Here is an 18590-nt window from a genome sequence, read left to right on the forward strand (position 1 = left end):
TGGTGATGAGTATGCGGTTGAGGTCGAGTGGCTTCTGGATGAAGTCGAACGCGCCCTTCTTTATGCAATCGACGGCTGTGGAGATGTCTCCATGGCCGGAAATCATGATGACGGCTGCGTCAATGCCCTTCTCCCTGAACGCGTCGAGAACCTCGAGTCCGTCCATGTTCGGCATCTTGATATCACAGAAAACGACCGAATATTTCTCCTTCTCGGCCATTTCCACGCCCTTCGCACCGTCTTCTGCGGTATCGACATCGAAGCCTTCGTCCGCAAGAATCTCACTCAGGGAATTGCGAATTGCCCTCTCGTCGTCGATGATCAGTATCTTCATAAAGCTGTCAATTATAACTACGCAAATATCATCATTTTTTTCTACATTTGCTATCTTGAACAACACTTGGATGAACACACCAGACATCATAATCGCAATAGACGGCTTCTCGTCTACAGGTAAAAGTTCCTTCGCAAAGCTCGTCGCGAAGGACATGGGATATCTCTATCTTGACTCAGGCGCGCTCTACAGGGGCGTGACCCTCTCCGCGATCGAGAACGGAATCATCGACGACGAAGGAAAGATCGAGCTCGAAGCCCTCGAGAAGATGCTTCCGACCCTAGAGCTCCATTTCGAGAATCACGGAGAAGGAAGCCAGCTCTACAACGGGGAGAGGTGCATAGAGGGAGAGATCCGTACGCTTGCGGTGTCCGACAAGGTCAGTTTCATCTCGGCGGTGGGCTTCGTACGCGCCTTCGTGGACAGCATACTGCACCGCGCCGGAAGCAACAAGAGGGTCGTGATGGACGGAAGGGACATAGGCACGACCGTGTTCCCTGACGCCGAGCTCAAGATTTTCATGACTGCGGATCCGATGGTGAGAGCCGAAAGACGTGCTGCCGAAATGCGCGCCAAGGGAGAGGATGTGAACATTGAAGACGTGCTCAGGAACCTTCAGGAAAGGGACTACATCGACTCCCACCGCGAGGTATCGCCGCTCGTGCAGGCAGAGGACGCAGTCGTGCTCGACAACTCGCACATGACATTCGACGACCAGATGGTCTGGATCAAGGAACTCATCGCAGAAAGATTCGGAGCATAGATGACCGTAGATATTGACAAGAGATCCGGCTTCTGTGCCGGAGTGATCAGAGCCATCACCAAGGCGGAGGAGTGCCTCGCCAGGAACAGCAGGCTCTACTCCCTCGGTGCCATCGTGCACAACGACGCGGAGCTGCGCCGTCTCGAGGAGAAGGGAATGGTCGTGATCGGCGACACAGACCTCGAGAACATGCCTGACGCATGCGAGTGCCAGACTCCGGAACACCTTCTCATACGTGCACACGGCGCTCCGCCAAAGACATACGAGACCCTCCGCAGGAAGGGACTTCTCATAGAGGACTGCACATGCCCGGTGGTGCTCAAGCTCCAGCAGGACATACGGGCGAGCTGGGACGAGGGCGAAGGCAGGACTCAGATCATCATATTCGGAAAGGTCGGACACGCAGAGGTCCTCGGACTGCTTGGTCAGATTGACGGAAAGGCACCGGTGATCGAGAAGATGGCTGCTCTCGAAGCGGCCATGGAGGACGGGACGATCGATCTCAGGAAGAAAACCGTCATTTTCTCACAGACGACAAAGAATCCGGATGAGTACGCCCAGGTCTGCGACAAGCTCGCAGAGCGGATGGCCGCAGCTGCCGGCTTGAGTCCTGAAGATTTCAGGATGAGCGGAATGCTCACCGTGAAGAACACGATATGTTCTCAGGTGGCGACCCGCCACTCGAAGCTTGCAGAATTCGCGCAGGATCACGACGTCATCATTTTCGTGGCCGGGAAGGCATCCTCGAACGGGAAGGTGTTATGTGACCTGTGCCGTCAGCACAACCCGAAGACGTGGCATATAGAGTCGGCAGAAGACATTGATCCGAGCTGGTTCAAGCCGTCCGACAAGGTCGGAGTATGCGGTGCGACATCGACTCCGAAGTGGCTTCTGGAGCAAGTGGCACAGAAAATTTTGCAGTTAGAGGACTAATTCGTATTTTTGCGCCCGATTAGGCGCAAGCCTACCTAGTTGATTATCAAATTAAAGTACAGAAATATTTATGGCAACAACAGCAGATTTCAAGAACGGCCTTTTCATGAACTTCAACGGTAAGCCAGTTTCTATCGTTTGGTTCCAGCACGTAAAGCCAGGTAAGGGCCCAGCATTCGTTAAGACAAAACTCCGCAACCTTGAGAACGGTCGTATCCTCGAGAACACCTTCACTGCAGGTGCGAAGATCGAGACCATCAACGTTGAGAGAAGACCTTATCAGTTCCTTTACAAGGACGCTGACGGTACCTTCAACTTCATGCACGAGGAGACCTACGAGCAGATTCAGCTCGCTGAGGATCTCGTAACCAACGCTGACCTCATGAAGGAGGGACACCATGTCGAGGTCATGTTCGTTGCCGACGAGGAGCGCGGCCTCACTTGCGAGCTTCCTGCAAAGGTTGAGCTCGAGGTTACCTACACCGAGCCTGCAGTAAAGGGCGATACCGCTTCTACTTCTGCACTCAAGGAGGCTACCGTAGAGACCGGTGCAATCCTCATGGTTCCTCTCTTCATCCAGCAGGGTGAGCACATCATCGTGAACACCGAGACCCGCGAGTACGATTCACGTATCAAGTAGTCTTGGCGTCCGCTTTTTGAGCGAACATAACACGCTGGTTATCAGCAACATCACATAAGGACGGCTCCCTCAGAAAAGGGAGCCGTCCTTCATATTATGCGCTATCAGTCAACGACTTACGAATGTCACTTCTGGGGAGAAGTCAAGACGTCAAGGAGTATCGACAGGAGCTGGAATACGACTATGATGATTATGCAGACATGGCACCAGGTGTTGTCGTACGTATATGAAAGCAAAATGAGTGGGACGCAGAGGGCCTGGAGGGAGAGAACTACCCATAGATACCGACTTTTTCTCGCCTGAGCCTTGCCAAGGGACACCATCAAATCTCGGATTATTGACAATACTCCTGCGAATATTCCTATCCCGAGAAGCACCCATGCAAATGCAGAATCGCGCAGTGCGAATAATGCTCCAAGCCCTAGAGTTACATACGCCACTTCCACCAGAAGTATCCTGGTTAAGTCGCGTTTTGCATCATTCATTCGAGTAAGAGATTCTTCCATCTCTTCTTGGGTCATCCTTTTCATAGATTCCTATATTTGTTTCATTTTTGTTAAGCATGTTTTATTGGATTCAAAATCAAATAAAAAGTTCATTCCTCCATCTCTTCCGGAGACGCGGTTTTCTCTTAAATTTCATAACTTTGTGTTTAGTGGTTTCCTGACCCAAAGTTTATCATTATTTTATCTGTGGGCAAATTATTTTGACGAACGCGACATTTTGAGGAACGAACGCAACATAAGGACACTCCATGCCTTGAATTCTATCCTGGCAGCGATCATCGCTTTCCTGTTCTTTGAGTATGTGATCTATGGTGAGTCCTCAATCGGAAACATCATGAGACTGGGTGTCGTGCCCGAATATGCGGCAGTATCAGTCGTTTTCGTTTCCTACGTCACGATGTCGCTATGCTCCATAGGAGTATATCACCTGATTCAGAAAATACGCAACCGCTTTCCGTCCGATAGATACAGGCAACTTATGGAGGTCGCCTTTATGGCTCTGTCCACGGTGTTGATGTGTGCGATTGTCGTCGCATCGGCGTGCTATATATTAAAGGTGCAGGAGTCTTTTCCCGACATTCTTCTCGGATCCGTCCTCTGCCAGTTCATCCTGATCTTCGTTTACCACACCTTGACCAAACCGGATGAGCCATTGACTGTTCATGGTGTAACTTCACGGAAGACAGATGGTGCCCAACCCGACTTGCAAAAACAAACGGCTGGTCCTGCCGATTTGACCGGAAACCAATCTCAGGCAGCCGAGACGAAGAGGGCTACGGTCAGCATCCAACGCGGCAAGGGAACGTCTGTCGTGAACCTTGAGGACACTTGTTATATGTCGTACGACCAAGGCCTCGTGTGGTTCTACCTTTCAGACGGCTCGAGAGGGTCGTTGTACTCTTCAATGAATAGCCTCCTTGCGGAACTTGACCCACAAGCTTTCGTCAGGGTCAATCGCCAGACTATACTGAACACGAACTACCTCGACTCGATCGTTCCGACCAACGGCCGAAACAAGATACTGAAACTGAAGAAGCCGTACGAAGAAGTCGAGATCGTAACGACAAACGCGACTGCCAAGCAGCTGAAGGCTACCATATCCAGGTGAGCTTGCGCCAGATGGTCTCGAGCGGGCCGCGCTGGTGCTTGAGGGACCAGAAGTAGAGCAGGGTGAACTGCACGACGATGATGCCGACGCCGACCAGGGCCGACCAGGTCGTACCGAGCTTGGTGCAGAGGCTGAGGCCGAAACCATAGAAGAGCGTGCTGCCGAGCACGGACTGGAGGAGGTAGTTGGTGAGACTCATCCTGCCGAAGAAACATATCTTCGAGAGAGCCTTCATGAATCCTGAGACCTTGTACCAGAGAAGCACGAATGCCGACATTATCACCGTAAGGATGCAGAGGTTGTGCATAGGTTTGAGGACCTTCGACCATGTTCCGAAATCCACATAAGAGCCTGCAATCACCAGGACGGTCGACACCCCGAGCATGATTGCCCATGTACGGAGGTTGCGTCCCTCGTCGTAGAAGAGTCTGAGACGGCCGAAAAGTATTCCGACATAGAACAGGCCGAGGGTCTGGGTGAGCCTTCCGACCATGATGAACCAGCCCATGGTGGTAACGAATCCGTACCTCGCATTCGCCACGATGCCGTCGATGAAGCTTCCGTTGATGTGCGCATCACCCATCTTTCCATAGTTTCCACCGACGAAGGAGATGTTCGGAGCCCATCCGGTGAGGTGGGAGATGATCTCCGTCGGCTGGATGAGGAGTATACCCGTAATCACTGCGAGCACAGGCGTGCTGAGATAGCCGGCCGGTATCATCAGAAGGCCGAGAAACGCATAGGTGGTGAGAATGTCACCATCGTACAGGCAGGTATTGATTGCGCCGAGGGCGAAGAGCAGAACCATTCGCCAAGCGAAGCGCAGCGAGAAATCTTTTCCCTTCTGCTCCTGATTGTCCCTCATGATGAAGAAACTCAGTCCGAAGAGCACGGCGAAGATGCCGTACATCTTTCCGGAGAGGAGAAGGTTGAGGATGTTGAACACCTTTCCGTCGCATGCGAGCTGGTAGGTCGCAGGAGGTCCGAACACATTGAAATGCTCTACCGAGTGGTAGAGGATGATTCCGATCACTGCAAGGCCCCTGAGGGCGTCGGCCACCTCGATGCGGCCGTTCTTCAATCCTTTGGTCTTGTACATGGTATGGGTATTACACGTTTAAGGTCTATATGTGCTCCACTTCCGGAGAGAGGACGATGCCGAAACGCTCGCGCACGGAGACGATCACCTTGCTCTCGAGAGAGACAATCTCCTCCGGCTCCGCCATTCCTGTATAGTTCACGATCACGAGGGGCTGCTTCGAGTAGACGGCGGCATTTCCGCTGCGGCGTCCCTTCCACCCGCACTGCTCGATCAGCCATGCTGCAGGAATCTTCACCACAGGGGTACCGTCCTCGGCCACGAGATCATAGTGCGGCACCGCCGGAATCTCCGTCCCGTTCTTCACAGCCATCTCCTTCGCGACTGCGACGACATGTTCATAGGTCTCGACGCTCACGACCGGATTCTTGAAGAAGCTGCCTGCACTGCCGAGTTCGGCCGGCTCCGGGAGCTTCTGCTTGCGTATCTCGACGATGGTCTCGCGCACCATCTGCGGTGTCACTGCGGCAAGGTCCCCGCCAGCGCGGGCAAGCACGGCCTCGCTGATGTGACCGTAGTCCAGCTTCGGCTCGGCCTTCCTGCTGAAAGCAAATACGACGTGGGTGATTATGTACCTGTCCTTGTTCTCGGCGGTCTTGAACATGGACTCCCTATATCCATATTTGCACTCGGACACGTCGAAGCGCACGAAATCTTCCTCCTCGAGGTCATACGCGCAGACGGTCCTGATGATATCCTTGGCCTCGACCCCGTATGCACCGATGTTCTGCACGGCGGACGCGCCCACCTCGCCAGGAATGTGGGAGAGGTTCTCCGGGCCCCAGAGACCGCGCTTCGCAGCCCATTCGCAGAGCTCGTCGAACACGACTCCGGCGCCGACGGACACGAGCACCTTATCCCCGTCCTCGCGGAGCTCCTCGATGAAGTTCACCTTCGAGTGGAGTATGGTACCGGGGAAATCCTTGGTGAAAAGGAGATTACTTCCGCCGCCTATGTGCTTGATGGGCTTGAGCATGTCCTCGAAATCCAGTTCGAAGAGGTCGGCGATGCTGTCGTACTCGATGAACACGCGGCACTGTACCTTCATCCTGAAGGTGTTCTTGCCGCTCAGGTCCTGACTGTAAACTTTTGATATCATACTCCAAAGTTAGCAACTTTTCCTTCACCATAAGGCCGATTTTGCTTATCTTTGTAAGACAAGACCACGTATTCATGAGTTCATTCGTAATCGAAGGCGGCCACAAGCTCAGCGGCACCATCCACCCACAGGGCGCAAAGAACGAGGCGCTCGAAGTCATCAGCGCAGTTCTCCTCACCTCGGAAGCGGTAACAATATCCAACATTCCTGAGATTCTCGACGTGAAGAACCTCATCTCCATGCTCGAGGGCATGGGCGTCAAGGTCACCCGACACGAGAAGGGCGTGTACACCTTCCAGGCTGACGCCATCGACAGGGAGTATATAGGAAGCGATCTCTTCGTGCAGAAGTGCGCAAGCCTCCGCGGCTCGGTGATGGTCGTCGGTCCGCTCCTCGCCCGTTTCGGACATGCATATTTCCCGAAGCCAGGCGGAGACAAGACCGGACGCCGCAGGGTCGACACCCATATCCAGGGTATGGTCAACCTCGGTGCGACCACCCAGTACGACAGCAAGAAGAAGGCTCATGAGCTCAGCATTCCGGAAGGCAGCCACCTCAAGGGTACGTACATGCTCCTTGACGAGGCATCGGTGACCGGTACTGCGAACATCCTCATGGCGGCTTCCCTCGCCGAGGGCGAGACCACCATCTACAACGCCGCCTGCGAGCCTTATGTCCAGCAGCTCAGCAAGCTCCTCGTGGCCATGGGCGCACATATCGAGGGCATAGGTTCCAACCTCCTCAAGATCCAGGGCGTGCCTGAGCTCCACGGGGCGCAGCACCGCATCCTTCCGGACATGATCGAGGTCGGCTCATTCATCGGAATGGCAGCGCTCACCCAGAGCAGCCTCACAATCAAGAATGTCTCATACGAGAATCTCGGCATCATACCTGAGTGCTTCCGCAGGCTCGGAGTCAAGCTCGAGCAGCGCGGCGACGACATCTTCGTTCCGGAGCAGGAGAGCTATGTGATCGATTCCTTCCTCGACGGTTCCATCATGACCCTCGCCGATGCACCTTGGCCTGGCCTCACTCCGGACCTTCTTTCGGTGCTCCTCGTGGTTGCGACCCAGTGCAAGGGCAGCGTCCTGATCCACCAGAAGATGTTCGAGAGCCGTCTCTTCTTCACCGACAAGCTCATCGACATGGGCGCACAGATCATCCTCTGCGACCCTCACCGTGCGGTGGTGATCGGCCATGACCACAATTTCCAGCTCCGCGCCGGAAAGATGCTCTCGCCAGATATCCGTGCCGGCATCGCCCTGCTCATCGCAGCGATGTCCGCGAACGGCACCAGCACCATCAGCAACATCGAGCAGATCGACCGCGGATACGAGGACATCGACATCCGCCTCAACGCCCTCGGCGCCAAGATCACCCGCCAGGCATAGCGTATATTTAGAGCTGCTGCTTGGCCTCGTATTCGCGGCGGAGCTTCTCGAAGGCGTCGGAGCGCTTGAGGACGAAGTTCGAACCGAGGTACTTGGTGCGGACATCCTCGTCGGCGGCGAGTTCCTCAGGGGTACCGCTCTGAAGGATGGTACCCTCGTAGAGAAGGTATGCGCGATCGATGATGGCGAGGGTCTCGCCAACGTTATGGTCGGTGATGATCACGCCGATGTTCTTGTACTTGAGCTTCGCGATGATGTGCTGGATATCCTCGACCGCGATAGGGTCGACGCCGGCAAACGGCTCGTCGAGAAGGATGAACTTAGGGTCGATTGCGAGTGCACGGGCAATCTCGCAACGGCGACGCTCACCACCGGAAAGCTGGATTCCGAGGCTCTTGCGCACCTTGTGGAGATTGAACTCATCGATGAGTGACTCCAGACGCTCTTCCCTCTCCTTCTTGGTGTATTTGGACATCTGCATCACGGACATGATGTTGTCCTCGACAGACATCTTCCTGAACACGGACGCCTCCTGCGCGAGGTAGCCGACGCCCTTCTGGGAGCGCTTGTACATTGGAAGATCGGTAATGTCCTCGTCATCGAGGAAGGTTCGGCCCGCGTTTGGGACAATGAGGCCGGTGATCATATAGAAGCTGGTGGTCTTACCCGCACCGTTCGGTCCGAGAAATCCCACGATCTCGCCCTGGTTTACCTCCATGGACACACCCTTGACGACCGTACGGGCACCGTATTTCTTGACTAAGTTCTCACATCTGAGCTTCATCTGGCGTTCTCCTATATGCTGTTTGTTACTATTTCAAAGTTGCGTCCATGTCGCTGATGAGCGACGCGAGTTCAGGGTTGGCCTCCCTCATGGCTGCGTATTTCTCCTCAGGAGTATAGGCTTCCTTGACCATGGTTCCATCGTCAGCACGGGCTACATCAAGCTTGATCGCAGGCCAGCTGAGGAGCTGCTGGAGGCGTCCTTCGAGCCTTGAAAGGGCATTGGAGCGTATCCAGTTGACCTGTGCGTCGTTCGCGACGAGGAAGGTCATGTCTATCTGTACGTCATTGTCGACGATCTCGACCTTCGAGGTCTTGATCGCATTGGCAAGACGCTGCTTGTCGGCGAAGAGCTCAGCGCACTGCTGCCATTTCTCGAGTATCTCCTCCTTTCCAGGCTTGTCCGTACGGATCTCTACGACTTCGGTCTCGGCCTTGGCGGTGTCTTCGTTGAGGATGCTGTTGAGCGACATGCTTGCTCCTGCGCGGCGACGGCGAGGAGCGGCTTCTGCAGCAGGAGCGCCAGGCTGGGCAGCTGGAGCTGAGGTTGCTGCTGGAGCTGTTGGGGTAGCGCTTGGTTGCGCTGCAGGGGCAGGGGCTGCCGCGGTAGATGCCGGGCTTGTACTTGGTTGCGCTGCTGGGGCGGCTGCTGGCTGAGAAACCGGCTGGGCGGCAGGCATTGCTGCGGCTGCTGGCTGGGCGGCAGGTCTTGCGACTGGGGCTGCGACGCTCGCGGCAGGCTGGGCCGGCTCCGAGAGAAGGAAGCTCAGGCGCATAAGCGCGAATTCAATATGGAGACGCGGATTCACGCTTGCGCGGTAACCCGACTCACACTGCGAAGTGACGTTGAGTGCATCGTAGAGGAACTTGATAGGGCAACGGTCCGCCTGCTCCTTATAGCGGAGCTTGAGAGACTCCGGAAGCTCGAGCAACGCATCGAGTCCTGCGCTCTTGCTGACCACGAGATCCCTGAAATGGGAACTGAGGGCAGCCACGAAGTGGAGGGCGTTGAAGCCCTTTCCGAGTATCTCGTCGAACTTGAGCATGGCCGATGCATAGTCACCGGCGAGGAAGTTCTCGACGAGGGAAAAGCAGTGCTCATGGCTGAGGACGTTGAGGTTCTTGAGCACATCCTCATACTTCACCTCCGTACCGCAGAACGCGACCGTCTGGTCGAAGATGGTGAGCGCATCGCGCATCGCACCGTCGGCCTTCTGGGCTATCACATGGAGCGACTCATCGTCTATGGTTATCGACTCCTTCTGGGCAATCATCCTGAGGTTGCGGACTATGTTCTCGACAGTGATCCTGTTGAAATCGTAGGTCTGGCAACGTGAGAGGATGGTCGGAAGAATCTTGTGCTTCTCGGTGGTCGCGAGTATGAAGATCGCATGTGCAGGCGGTTCCTCGAGCGTCTTGAGGAAGGCGTTGAAGGCCGACTGCGAGAGCATGTGGACCTCGTCGATGATGTATACGCTGTACTTTCCGACCTGAGGTGCAACCCTAACCTGCTCGATCAGGGCCTTGATGTCCTCGACTCCGTTGTTGGAAGCGGCATCGAGTTCATGGATGCAGTACGAGCGTCCCTCAGCGAAGGAACGGCATGATTCGCACTCGCCGCACGGCTCCATGTCCTCGCTCGGATTGGAGCAGTTGATCATCTTCGCGAAGATACGCGCAGTGGTGGTCTTACCGACTCCGCGCGGACCGCAGAAGAGATAGGCATGGGCGAGCTGGCCCCTCAGGATGGAGTTCTTGAGGGTGGTCGCGATATTGTCCTGGCCGATGAGGGTTTCGAAATTCTCCGGTCTGTACTTCCTGGCTGATACGATATACTCTGACATAACAAGCAAATATAGGCATTAATTTTGTAACTTTGTCCAGCTATACATAACTATATAGAACGATACAGATATGAAGAAGATCCTTGCCATCATAGCCGCAGCGATACTCCCGATAACGATGTTCGCACAGGCTCAGATCACGACCAAGAAACTTAAGATTGCCGATTTCACCGACAAGACCACCAAGATCGTCCTCACCGGTAACACGATGTTCGACGGAGTATACCAGAAAGTTGCAAGGGAGGCGTGGACCGTCTCTCCTTATGAGTTCTGCACCCAGAGCGACTTCGAGAAGCTCAAGTCTGACCCTGACTACTACTTCCTCATGATAGTCACAGGCCAGTTCAGGAAGGAATCAGAGCCAGGCATCGAGATGCTCGGCCTCTTCAAGGGCGGAATGGGCTCGGCCGAAGGTGTCAACGAGATGCTCGAGGTGGCGACCATTCCTTTCCGCGCCGTCGCAGACCCTGAGGGAAGAGAGTACGTGATGCTTCCGGCATTGCTGAAGGTAATCCAGCAGCTCACCCTCGACTGCATGGAGAAGGACATCAACAGCTTCACCGGACTGAGCAACTCGACCAACAAGCTCAGCAGCACTAAGCAGATGAGGATCGCCATCGCGAACGAGGACTGCTCGGACGAGATCAACAACAACTACAAGCTCATCTACGGTCGCAACGGCATCGAGTTCATGGACGTCGAGGACGTTGACGACCTCATGGACGAGGGCGCCGCAAATACCCTCGTGAGCTACACCGTGGCCCCTCTCGACGCCGTGGTCGGCTCATATTGCTACAAGATGCTCATCAACTGCGAGGACCATACTCTCTATATGTATCGCAGGCACAGAATAGGAAAGAAATCCCCTAAGGGCCTCCTCGTAGAGGATTTCAAGAAGATAGAATCCGCAAGACAGTAATGAAGACAGGAAGGGCAGCCTGCGGACTGCAGTACGGCATCAGGCGCAGCCACTCTTCGGCGGCATATTGCGCGCTCAGCATCAAGTGTGGCACGCGCGACGAGGCTGGCTATCACAGCGGCATCGCCCATTTCGTCGAGCACACCCTTTTCAAGGGAACCGCCCACAAGTCGGCATCCGTGATCAACGGTTACCTCGACAAGCTCGGCGGAGAGCTCAACGCATATACCACCAAGGAAGAGATAGTGCTGCATGCCACAGTCCTCAAGGAGGACCTCAAGAAGGCCGCAGGGCTACTTTTCGAGCTTGCCACCGAGCCGACCTTCCCCGAGAAGGAGATCAGCACGGAAAAGGGCGTGGTCATAGACGAGATCCATTCCTACAAGGACTCCCCTTCCGAAGATGTATACGACAAGTTCGAGGAGATGCTCTTCGAGGGTCATCCCCTGTCCAGCCCGATACTCGGAACAGCAGCCTCGGTAAAGAAGATAAGCAGCGAAGAGCTTCGCTCCTTCGTGGCGGAGAAGTTCAGCCCGGAGCGCATCGCCTTCACGGTCGTCGCCGACGAGGACGAGGACAAGATTGAGAAGCTCATACTCCGTCTGGTCGAGAAGCATTTCCCTGATGCGCCGGCATACACCGCCTGCGAACCTTGTGTTCCTGAGGCCTTCGAGCGCAGCAGCGAGCGCTTCGACAAGACGGTCAACAAGCGAAACCACCAGGTCAACTGCGTCATAGGAAACACCGCACCTTCGCTCTATGAGGAGAAGGAGCGCATAGCAGCCGTACTGCTGAGCAACATACTCGGAGGTCCGGCGACCAACAGCATACTGAACTCCATCCTCAGGGAAAAGAACGGTTGGGTATACGGGGTCGAGTGCACCTTCACCCAGTATGCAGATTCGGGCATCATGGCCATATATCTGGGCTGCGACAAGGAGAACCTCGACAAGTGCCTCGCCGTCATCGATCGCGAAGTCAACAGGATACAGAACGAGCCTATGTCCCCAGCCAGGCTCAAGGCAGCAAAGAAGCAATTGCTCGGACAGCTGGCGATCAGCAGCGACAACGGAGAGTCGCAGTGCCTGAGCATGGGCAAGTCCCTTCTGGCTTATGGGAAGGTATCTTCGGCCGGGCACAACAGCGAGCTCGTGGAGCAGGTAACGGCAGAAGAGCTCATGGCCGTCGCCAAGAGGGTATTCGGTAACGGAAAACTCTCCAAACTCATCTTCATCTAGGATATGGAAGCAGCAGACAGATACATACTCGAACACTCATCGGCACAGGACGAGGCTCTCGCATGGATCCAGCGCCAGACCAACATACGCACCAACCACGCCAGGATGCTCTCCGGCGCTGTCCAGGGAAGGTTCCTCAAGATGATAACCGAGATGCTGGACGCCCATCGCATCCTTGAGCTTGGAACCTTCACCGGCTACTCCGCAGTGTGCCTTGCATCAGGTTTCCGCGAACCGGAGAAATCCCATCTCGACACCCTCGAACTGAATGACGAGCTCGAAGATCTAATTCTTGAAGGCTTTGACCGCGCTGGTCTCGCGGACACTATATCACTGCACATAGGCGACTGCAAGGAAACCCTCCGCAACTTCCATGAGCAAGGACGAAAAGGATATTATGACCTGGTCTTCATAGATGCGAACAAGCGAGAATATCCCGAGTACTATGAACTGGTCTTCGACCTGGTCAGACCTGGCGGATGGATACTCGGAGACAACGTGCTCTGGGACGGAAAGGTCTGGGAAGAGCCCATGCCTCAGGACAAGCAGACTCTCGGCATAGCGAAGTTCAACGACATGGTCGCAGCTGACCCGCGCGTGGAGTCCGTGATCCTTCCTCTGCGAGACGGACTCAACATCATACATAAGCTCTAGAAGTATTCTACAAACCAAAAAGCCCCCACAGAGCCTTGACGGACAACTGTGGGGGCTAATATTTTCGTAAACCGGGGATTAGCCGATCTGGGCGCCGTTAGCGAGAGTCTCCTGTGGAGTCACGAAGCGCATCTTGCCGTCACCCTGGCGAGCCATGAGTATCATGCCCTTGGACACGATGCCACGGATCTTGCGAGGAGCGAGATTTGCGAGTATGCATATCTGCTTTCCGACCATCTCCTCCGGAGTATAGTACTCTGCGATACCTGAGACTATGGTTCTCTTGTCGATTCCGGTGTCGATAGTGAGCTTGAGGAGCTTGTCAGTCTTTGGCACACGCTCTGCCTCGAGTACGGTCGCAGTCCTGATGTCCATCTTCTCGAAATCCCCGAAGCTGCACTCATCCTTCTGCGGAGCGACGACCTTTGCGGCCTCCGCCTTTGCGGCAGCCTCGCGCTCGGCACGGATAGCGTCGAGACGGTCGAGCTGAGCCTGGATGGCATCGTCCTCAATCTTGGCGAAGAGGAGCTCTGCCGCTCCGACCTCATGTCCTGCGGCGATGATATCGGTATTGCCGAGCATATCCCAGTTGAGGCATACGCACTTGCCGTTGCCAGGGCATGCAGAAGCTGGCTGAGGAGCATCTGCAGACACGGTATGGAGGGCTGCGCCCTCACCTGCCTTGTATGTATTCACGGTCTCCTGCTCACCCTTGCGGTGGTCAACTCCTGCGCATATGCATACGCCGAGCATCTTGCGAAGCTTCTCTGCGGCAAATGGAGTGAACGGTTCGAACGCGATCGCGAGATCCGCGCAGATCTGCATGCAGACGTTGAGGATGGTCGCGGTGCGGTCCATGTCGGTCTTTGCGACCTTCCATGGCTCGGTGTCAGAGATGTACTTGTTACCTACGCGGGCGATGGACATTGCGTCCTTGAGGGCCTCACGGAAATGGTAGCCTTCGAGGTTCTTCTCGAGAGATGCCCTGAGCACAGGAATCTCAGCGAGGGTCTCCTTATCCACGTCGAGAAGCTCGCCGCAGGCAGGAACCTTGCCTCCGAAATACTTATGGGTGAGGACTACCGCACGGTTCACGAAGTTGCCGAAGATAGCCACGAGCTCGCTGTTGTTGCGGGTCTGGAAGTCCTTCCAGCTGAAGTCATTGTCCTTGGTCTCCGGAGCATTGGCGGTGAGCACATAGCGCATCACATCCTCCTTGCCAGGGAACTGCTCGAGGTACTCGTGAGCCCAAACTGCCCAGTTGCGGGAAGTCGAGATCTTGTCGCCCTCGAGATTGAGGAACTCGTTTGAAGGGACGTTGTCCGGGAGGATATATCCGTCGCCGTAAGCCTTGAGCATTGACGGGAAGACGATGCAATGGAAGACGATATTGTCCTTGCCGATGAAGTGCACGAGCTTGGTATCCTCGCTCTTCCACCACTTGTTCCATGTCTGAGGAAGGAGCTCCTGAGTATTTGAGACATAGCCGATAGGAGCATCGAACCACACGTAGAGTACCTTGCCCTCCGCGCCCTCTACAGGCACAGGGACGCCCCAATCGAGGTCACGAGACACCGCGCGAGGCTGGAGACCACCGTCGATCCAGCTCTTGCACTGGCCGTATACATTGCTTCTCCACTCCTTGTGACCGTCGAGTATCCACTCGCTGAGCCACTTCTCGTACTGGTCGAGAGGAAGGTACCAATGGGAGGTCTTCTTCTTGATAGGCTCGGCACCGCTGAGCTTCGACTTAGGGTTGATGAGTTCCTCCGGACTGAGTGTGCTGCCGCACTTCTCGCACTGGTCACCGTATGCACCCTCGGCGCCGCACTTAGGGCAGGTTCCGACGATGTAGCGGTCTGCAAGGAAGGTCTTCGCCTCAGGATCATAGTACTGCTCTGACTCCTTGGTGATGAACTTTCCCTCATCATAGAGCTTACGGAAGAACTCGGAGGCATTCTTGTCATGCACCTCGGAAGAGGTACGGCCGTAGATGTCGAAGTTGATTCCGAGACCGGTGAACGAATCCTTGATGATCTTATGGTACTTGTCGACGATATCCTGTGGAGTGCAGCCCTGCTGGCGAGCCTTGATGGTGATAGGCACACCGTGCTCGTCGCTACCGCAGATATAGAGGACATCCTCGCCTCTCATCCTGAGATACCTCACATAGATATCCGCTGGGACATAGACTCCGGCGAGATGGCCGATGTGGACTGGGCCGTTCGCATAAGGAAGGGCGCAGGTCACGAGTGTTCTTTTGTAATTCTTGCTCATATAATATTGCTTTCTTGTTATCAATTCCTGCCGAGGGTCGTGTTCAGTTTCCTTCTCATCTCGTTGAGATGGGCGATCTCGGTCATTATCATCATGGCATCGACATCCGGGTTGCGGAGCTGTGCCTTGTATTCTTCCAACTGCTTGTCAAGCCTCCTCACGTGGTACAGGAGTATTGCTCTCGGCACCTGCTGCACGAGTATGGTCATAGGCTTGGTCATCGAGTTCCTGAGGTTCTTCTCGGTGAGCTCGTACCTCGACGCGGTGAGCTCCACGACAAGGTTGACTATCTCCTGATCCTCTCCGGAAGTCATACGCCTGAGTATCTCATCCTGGCTGAGGCCCTCGTCGTAATACTCGAAATAGGAGTCGTAGGCCCTTCGCCTTGCGCCGTCCTCGAAGAGCGCATCGTCGTCCTGAAGCGAAGAGTCTATGAACTCGGCGACCGTCATCGGAGGCTCTGTGTAGTACTTGCTGTCGCGGGTGAATTCCATGAGGTCGAGTCCGCTGGTGAAGATAAACTTCAGGAGATCCTTCTCCACCGGCTCGAGTATTGAGGGCTTCGCGACGGTCTTCTTCCCGACGGCACCGTCAAGCTGGACGGTACGGGTCTCGGTCTGTTCCTGAGCCTGAGGGCTCTGGACATTTCTCCTTTCCTGCTCGGCACGTTCGCGTTCCCACCTGCGTTTGTCCTCCTCCATGACGCCCTCATGGGTCCTGTAGACCCTGTTGGAGAGTATCTCCTGGGCGATTCCGAACTTCTGGGCACAGCTTTCGGTATAGACCGCTCTCTTTACCGCATCAGGGATGAGGGCAATCGTATCGGCAACGTCATTGATGAGCTCGGCCTTCTTGAGCGGGTCGTTTCCGGCTTCGTCGAGGAGGAGATCGGCCTTGAAGCCTATGAAGTCCTTGGCATTGTCGGAGATGAACTGCCTTACCTGCTCGAGAGTATGGGTCTTCGTGAAATCATCGGGATCCATTCCGTCAGGAAGGAGGACGACCTTCACGTTGAGTCCTTCCTTGAGCACGAGTCCGATACCCCTGAGGGCTGCATGGATTCCGGCAGCATCACCATCGTAAATGATGGTCACGTTGCTGGTGAACCTCTTGATCAGCCTGATCTGGTCCACGGTGAGGGAAGTACCGCAGGATGCAACGACGTTGGTCAGTCCGAGCTGATGCATCGAGATCATGTCCAGGTTTCCCTCGACGAGTATACAACTGTCTTCCTTGGCTATCTGCTGCTTCGCAAACCAGATTCCATAGAGGAACTTGCTCTTGTCGTAGATGTCTGTCTGTGGGGAGTTGACGTATTTCGCAACGGTCTTGTCACTCCTGAGCGTACGGCTGCTGAATCCAAGCACACGGCCGCTGACCGAATGCAGAGGGAAGGTCACCCTCTCGTGGAAACGGTCGTAGATCTTGCCTTCCTCGGTCTTGATGCAGAGTCCGCTCTCGACGAGGTACTCCTCCTTATGGCCGGCAGCGCGCGCCGCATTGAGCAGTGCATACCTGTCGGTAGGACACCAGCCGAGTCCGAACTTGCGTATGGTCTCGTCCTCGAGTCCGCGGCTCTTGAAATAGGCATATCCGAGCGCCCTGCCCTCGCCCGATTCGAGCTGCTTGGCAAAGTAGTTCTGGGCGAACTCCGATACGATGTAGAGGCTCTCGCTCTTCTGCCTTGCCGCGATGGTCTCTGCGCTCTCCTCCTCTTCCTTGATCTCGATGCCATATTTCTTTCCGAGGAAGCGGATGGCGTCGGAGAAGGTCATGCGCTCATGGTCCATCAGGAAGGACACGGCGGTGCCGCCCTTCTTGCAGCCGAAGCAGTAGTAGAATCCTCTTGCAGGAGAGACGGTGAAAGACGGGGTCTTCTCGTTGTGGAAGGGGCAACATGCAAGATAATTGGCGCCTTGTCTCTTGAGAGTCACAAAGTCGCCAATCACCTCTTCCACCTTCACGGTGTCGAGTACCCTGTTTACCGTTTCCTGCGGAATCATTGTTCGTCTATCTCGTTCTCGTCGTTTACGTCAACGTTATAGGTCACCTCGTCGATGGCCTTGCGCATCTTGAGGTTGGTAAGTATCTCTGAAATACCGTAGAGGATGAGCGCTGCTGCGCAGATATATCCCACGGAGTTGCCCACGGTCGGAGAGAGCAGAGAGCTTCCGAGCATGATCACCACCACCGGTCCGATGTACGGAAGGATTCCGGTGTGGACGACGGTCCTGGCGCTGATGAGGGCCACGAGCTGGAACACGCCGAATATGATCAGCACTATCGCTATCATGTAGAAGAAGAATCGCGCCACCACTCCGGAGAACGCGAAGAGACCTATACCGATCAGAATGGTGGTCACGGTGTTGACCATCATGAGGCTGAAGTCCTTGTTGTCCCTGCGGAGCATTCCGTAGATAAAGGTGAATATGCCAGATCCTATCACAAAGCACGCAAGTACCTTCACGAGCAGCGCGAAAGGATCTGCGTTCTGGAGGCAGGTCACAAGCACCACGACGCCGAGACCGAGGGCAACCACTGCTCTCAGCCAGCTTGATGATGAGTTCTTGAATCCTATCGTTATCATAGTTCCTTGATTTTGGGCTGCAAAATTAGCAATTAATTGGCTACTTCGCAGATGAATTTGAGCCTTACGAGGCGAACTTCGATTTCATCGAAGAACGAGCCCAGTTCCTCCATTGCCTCGGCCATGTGGTCGGTCTCGGCCTCCTTGAAGTAGTCGAACACCTCTTCGATGGCATCGTCATCGAGGATGTCCTCGATATAGTAGTTGAGGTTGAGCTTGGTTCCCGAGTAGACGATGGACTCCATCTCCTCCACGAGTTCCTCGAGCTCCATGCCCTTCTCCTTCGCGATCTCGTCCAGCGGGATCTTGCGGTCCACGGACTGGATGATAAACACCTTGTTCGCCGACTTGCTGGTCGTCGTCTTCATCACGAAGTCGTCAGGACGCTCGATCTCGTTCTCCTCGACATACTTGG

17 protein-coding genes and 1 pseudogene are annotated in these 18590 nt (G+C 55.0%); 8 read left to right on the forward strand and 10 right to left on the reverse strand.

The annotated features are described in order from the left end of the window. The coding region (locus tag AC06ND_RS07055; protein WP_475678285.1) for a response regulator at positions 1 to 334 on the reverse strand (334 nt) is incomplete at its 3' end. 70 nt (positions 335 to 404) lie between these two features. On the opposite strand from AC06ND_RS07055, the gene cmk reads away from it, so the two are divergent. From cmk to efp, 3 genes are all read left to right on the forward strand, one after another. Then, the gene (gene cmk / locus AC06ND_RS07060; RefSeq protein ID WP_475678286.1) at positions 405 to 1097 is read left to right on the forward strand and encodes a (d)CMP kinase; all 693 of its coding nucleotides are present in this window, start codon (positions 405 to 407) and stop codon (positions 1095 to 1097) included. After that, positions 1098 to 2030: a 4-hydroxy-3-methylbut-2-enyl diphosphate reductase gene (locus AC06ND_RS07065; protein ID WP_475678287.1), complete on the forward strand. Its 933-nt coding sequence runs from the start codon at positions 1098 to 1100 to the stop codon at positions 2028 to 2030. 70 nt (positions 2031 to 2100) lie between these two features. Continuing rightward, positions 2101 to 2670, forward strand: coding sequence for an elongation factor P (gene efp / locus AC06ND_RS07070; RefSeq protein ID WP_475678288.1), 570 nt, complete (start codon positions 2101 to 2103; stop codon positions 2668 to 2670). 125 nt (positions 2671 to 2795) lie between these two features. On the opposite strand, the gene AC06ND_RS07075 is transcribed toward efp, so the two are convergent. After that, complete coding sequence (locus AC06ND_RS07075) at positions 2796 to 3200, reverse strand: hypothetical protein (protein WP_475678289.1); 405 nt, start codon at positions 3198 to 3200, stop codon at positions 2796 to 2798. A 709-nt stretch (positions 3201 to 3909) separates the two neighbouring features. Between AC06ND_RS07075 and AC06ND_RS07080 the strand changes: the two genes are divergently transcribed. After that, complete coding sequence (locus AC06ND_RS07080; protein WP_475678290.1) at positions 3910 to 4284, forward strand: LytTR family transcriptional regulator DNA-binding domain-containing protein; 375 nt, start codon at positions 3910 to 3912, stop codon at positions 4282 to 4284. On the opposite strand, the gene AC06ND_RS07085 is transcribed toward AC06ND_RS07080, so the two are convergent. Further along, a complete protein-coding gene (locus AC06ND_RS07085; RefSeq protein ID WP_475678291.1) occupies positions 4268 to 5383 on the reverse strand; it encodes a DUF418 domain-containing protein in 1116 nt (371 codons plus the stop codon). The genes AC06ND_RS07080 and AC06ND_RS07085 overlap by 17 nt on opposite strands. Before the next feature lie 25 nt (positions 5384 to 5408). After that, a complete protein-coding gene (gene murB, locus AC06ND_RS07090; protein ID WP_475678292.1) occupies positions 5409 to 6482 on the reverse strand; it encodes a UDP-N-acetylmuramate dehydrogenase in 1074 nt (357 codons plus the stop codon). A 74-nt stretch (positions 6483 to 6556) separates the two neighbouring features. Between murB and murA the strand changes: the two genes are divergently transcribed. After that, positions 6557 to 7873: a UDP-N-acetylglucosamine 1-carboxyvinyltransferase gene (murA, locus tag AC06ND_RS07095; RefSeq protein WP_475678293.1), complete on the forward strand. Its 1317-nt coding sequence runs from the start codon at positions 6557 to 6559 to the stop codon at positions 7871 to 7873. 7 nt (positions 7874 to 7880) lie between these two features. On the opposite strand, the gene lptB is transcribed toward murA, so the two are convergent. Both lptB and dnaX read right to left on the reverse strand, forming a co-directional pair. Then, the gene (gene lptB / locus AC06ND_RS07100; RefSeq protein WP_475678294.1) at positions 7881 to 8657 is read right to left on the reverse strand and encodes an LPS export ABC transporter ATP-binding protein; all 777 of its coding nucleotides are present in this window, start codon (positions 8655 to 8657) and stop codon (positions 7881 to 7883) included. A gap of 28 nt (positions 8658 to 8685) precedes the next feature. Further along, positions 8686 to 10500: a DNA polymerase III subunit gamma/tau gene (gene dnaX, locus AC06ND_RS07105; RefSeq protein WP_475678295.1), complete on the reverse strand. Its 1815-nt coding sequence runs from the start codon at positions 10498 to 10500 to the stop codon at positions 8686 to 8688. A 70-nt stretch (positions 10501 to 10570) separates the two neighbouring features. On the opposite strand from dnaX, the gene AC06ND_RS07110 reads away from it, so the two are divergent. From AC06ND_RS07110 to AC06ND_RS07120, 3 genes are read left to right on the forward strand one after another with little or no spacing between them, the layout of a single operon-like run. Beyond that, complete coding sequence (locus AC06ND_RS07110; RefSeq protein ID WP_475678296.1) at positions 10571 to 11419, forward strand: hypothetical protein; 849 nt, start codon at positions 10571 to 10573, stop codon at positions 11417 to 11419. Beyond that, on the forward strand, positions 11419 to 12657 hold the full coding sequence (locus AC06ND_RS07115; protein WP_475678297.1) for a M16 family metallopeptidase: 1239 nt from the start codon (positions 11419 to 11421) through the stop codon (positions 12655 to 12657). The genes AC06ND_RS07110 and AC06ND_RS07115 overlap by 1 nt, the downstream gene beginning before the upstream one ends. Positions 12658 to 12660: 3 nt before the next feature. Beyond that, positions 12661 to 13311 carry an O-methyltransferase gene (locus tag AC06ND_RS07120; protein ID WP_475678298.1) on the forward strand — a complete coding sequence of 217 codons (651 nt, stop codon included), beginning with the start codon at positions 12661 to 12663 and terminating at the stop codon, positions 13309 to 13311. Between the two features lie 78 nt (positions 13312 to 13389). On the opposite strand, the gene metG is transcribed toward AC06ND_RS07120, so the two are convergent. From metG to AC06ND_RS07140, 4 genes and pseudogenes are all read right to left on the reverse strand, one after another. Continuing rightward, entirely contained in the window at positions 13390 to 15588 is a 2199-nt protein-coding gene (gene metG, locus AC06ND_RS07125) for a methionine--tRNA ligase (protein ID WP_475678299.1), read from the reverse strand. A 20-nt stretch (positions 15589 to 15608) separates the two neighbouring features. Next, positions 15609 to 17591: a DNA primase gene (gene dnaG / locus AC06ND_RS07130; protein WP_475678300.1), complete on the reverse strand. Its 1983-nt coding sequence runs from the start codon at positions 17589 to 17591 to the stop codon at positions 15609 to 15611. Then, positions 17588 to 18175 carry a DUF308 domain-containing protein gene (locus tag AC06ND_RS07135; protein WP_475678301.1) on the reverse strand — a complete coding sequence of 196 codons (588 nt, stop codon included), beginning with the start codon at positions 18173 to 18175 and terminating at the stop codon, positions 17588 to 17590. Before AC06ND_RS07135 ends, dnaG begins: the two co-directional genes overlap by 4 nt. A 32-nt stretch (positions 18176 to 18207) precedes the next feature. After that, positions 18208 to 18590, reverse strand: a pseudogene (locus AC06ND_RS07140) (ATP-dependent DNA helicase RecQ); the annotation flags it as partial.

Source organism: Candidatus Cryptobacteroides sp. (assembly GCF_056207615.1).

Bases quoted from the DNA above. Each gene is read 5' to 3' on its own strand.
- dnaX (WP_475678295.1), bottom strand. From the start codon at position 10,500: ATGTCAGAGTATATCGTATCAGCCAGGAAGTACAGACCGGAGAATTTC.
- AC06ND_RS07110 (WP_475678296.1), top strand. From the start codon at position 10,571: ATGAAGAAGATCCTTGCCATCATAGCCGCAGCGATACTCCCGATAACG.
- AC06ND_RS07120 (WP_475678298.1), top strand. From the start codon at position 12,661: ATGGAAGCAGCAGACAGATACATACTCGAACACTCATCGGCACAGGAC.
- murA (WP_475678293.1), top strand. From the start codon at position 6,557: ATGAGTTCATTCGTAATCGAAGGCGGCCACAAGCTCAGCGGCACCATC.
- lptB (WP_475678294.1), bottom strand. From the start codon at position 8,657: ATGAAGCTCAGATGTGAGAACTTAGTCAAGAAATACGGTGCCCGTACG.
- AC06ND_RS07075 (WP_475678289.1), bottom strand. From the start codon at position 3,200: ATGAAAAGGATGACCCAAGAAGAGATGGAAGAATCTCTTACTCGAATG.
- AC06ND_RS07065 (WP_475678287.1), top strand. From the start codon at position 1,098: ATGACCGTAGATATTGACAAGAGATCCGGCTTCTGTGCCGGAGTGATC.
- murB (WP_475678292.1), bottom strand. From the start codon at position 6,482: ATGATATCAAAAGTTTACAGTCAGGACCTGAGCGGCAAGAACACCTTC.
- AC06ND_RS07135 (WP_475678301.1), bottom strand. From the start codon at position 18,175: ATGATAACGATAGGATTCAAGAACTCATCATCAAGCTGGCTGAGAGCA.
- efp (WP_475678288.1), top strand. From the start codon at position 2,101: ATGGCAACAACAGCAGATTTCAAGAACGGCCTTTTCATGAACTTCAAC.
- cmk (WP_475678286.1), top strand. From the start codon at position 405: ATGAACACACCAGACATCATAATCGCAATAGACGGCTTCTCGTCTACA.
- metG (WP_475678299.1), bottom strand. From the start codon at position 15,588: ATGAGCAAGAATTACAAAAGAACACTCGTGACCTGCGCCCTTCCTTAT.
- dnaG (WP_475678300.1), bottom strand. From the start codon at position 17,591: ATGATTCCGCAGGAAACGGTAAACAGGGTACTCGACACCGTGAAGGTG.
- AC06ND_RS07115 (WP_475678297.1), top strand. From the start codon at position 11,419: ATGAAGACAGGAAGGGCAGCCTGCGGACTGCAGTACGGCATCAGGCGC.
- AC06ND_RS07085 (WP_475678291.1), bottom strand. From the start codon at position 5,383: ATGTACAAGACCAAAGGATTGAAGAACGGCCGCATCGAGGTGGCCGAC.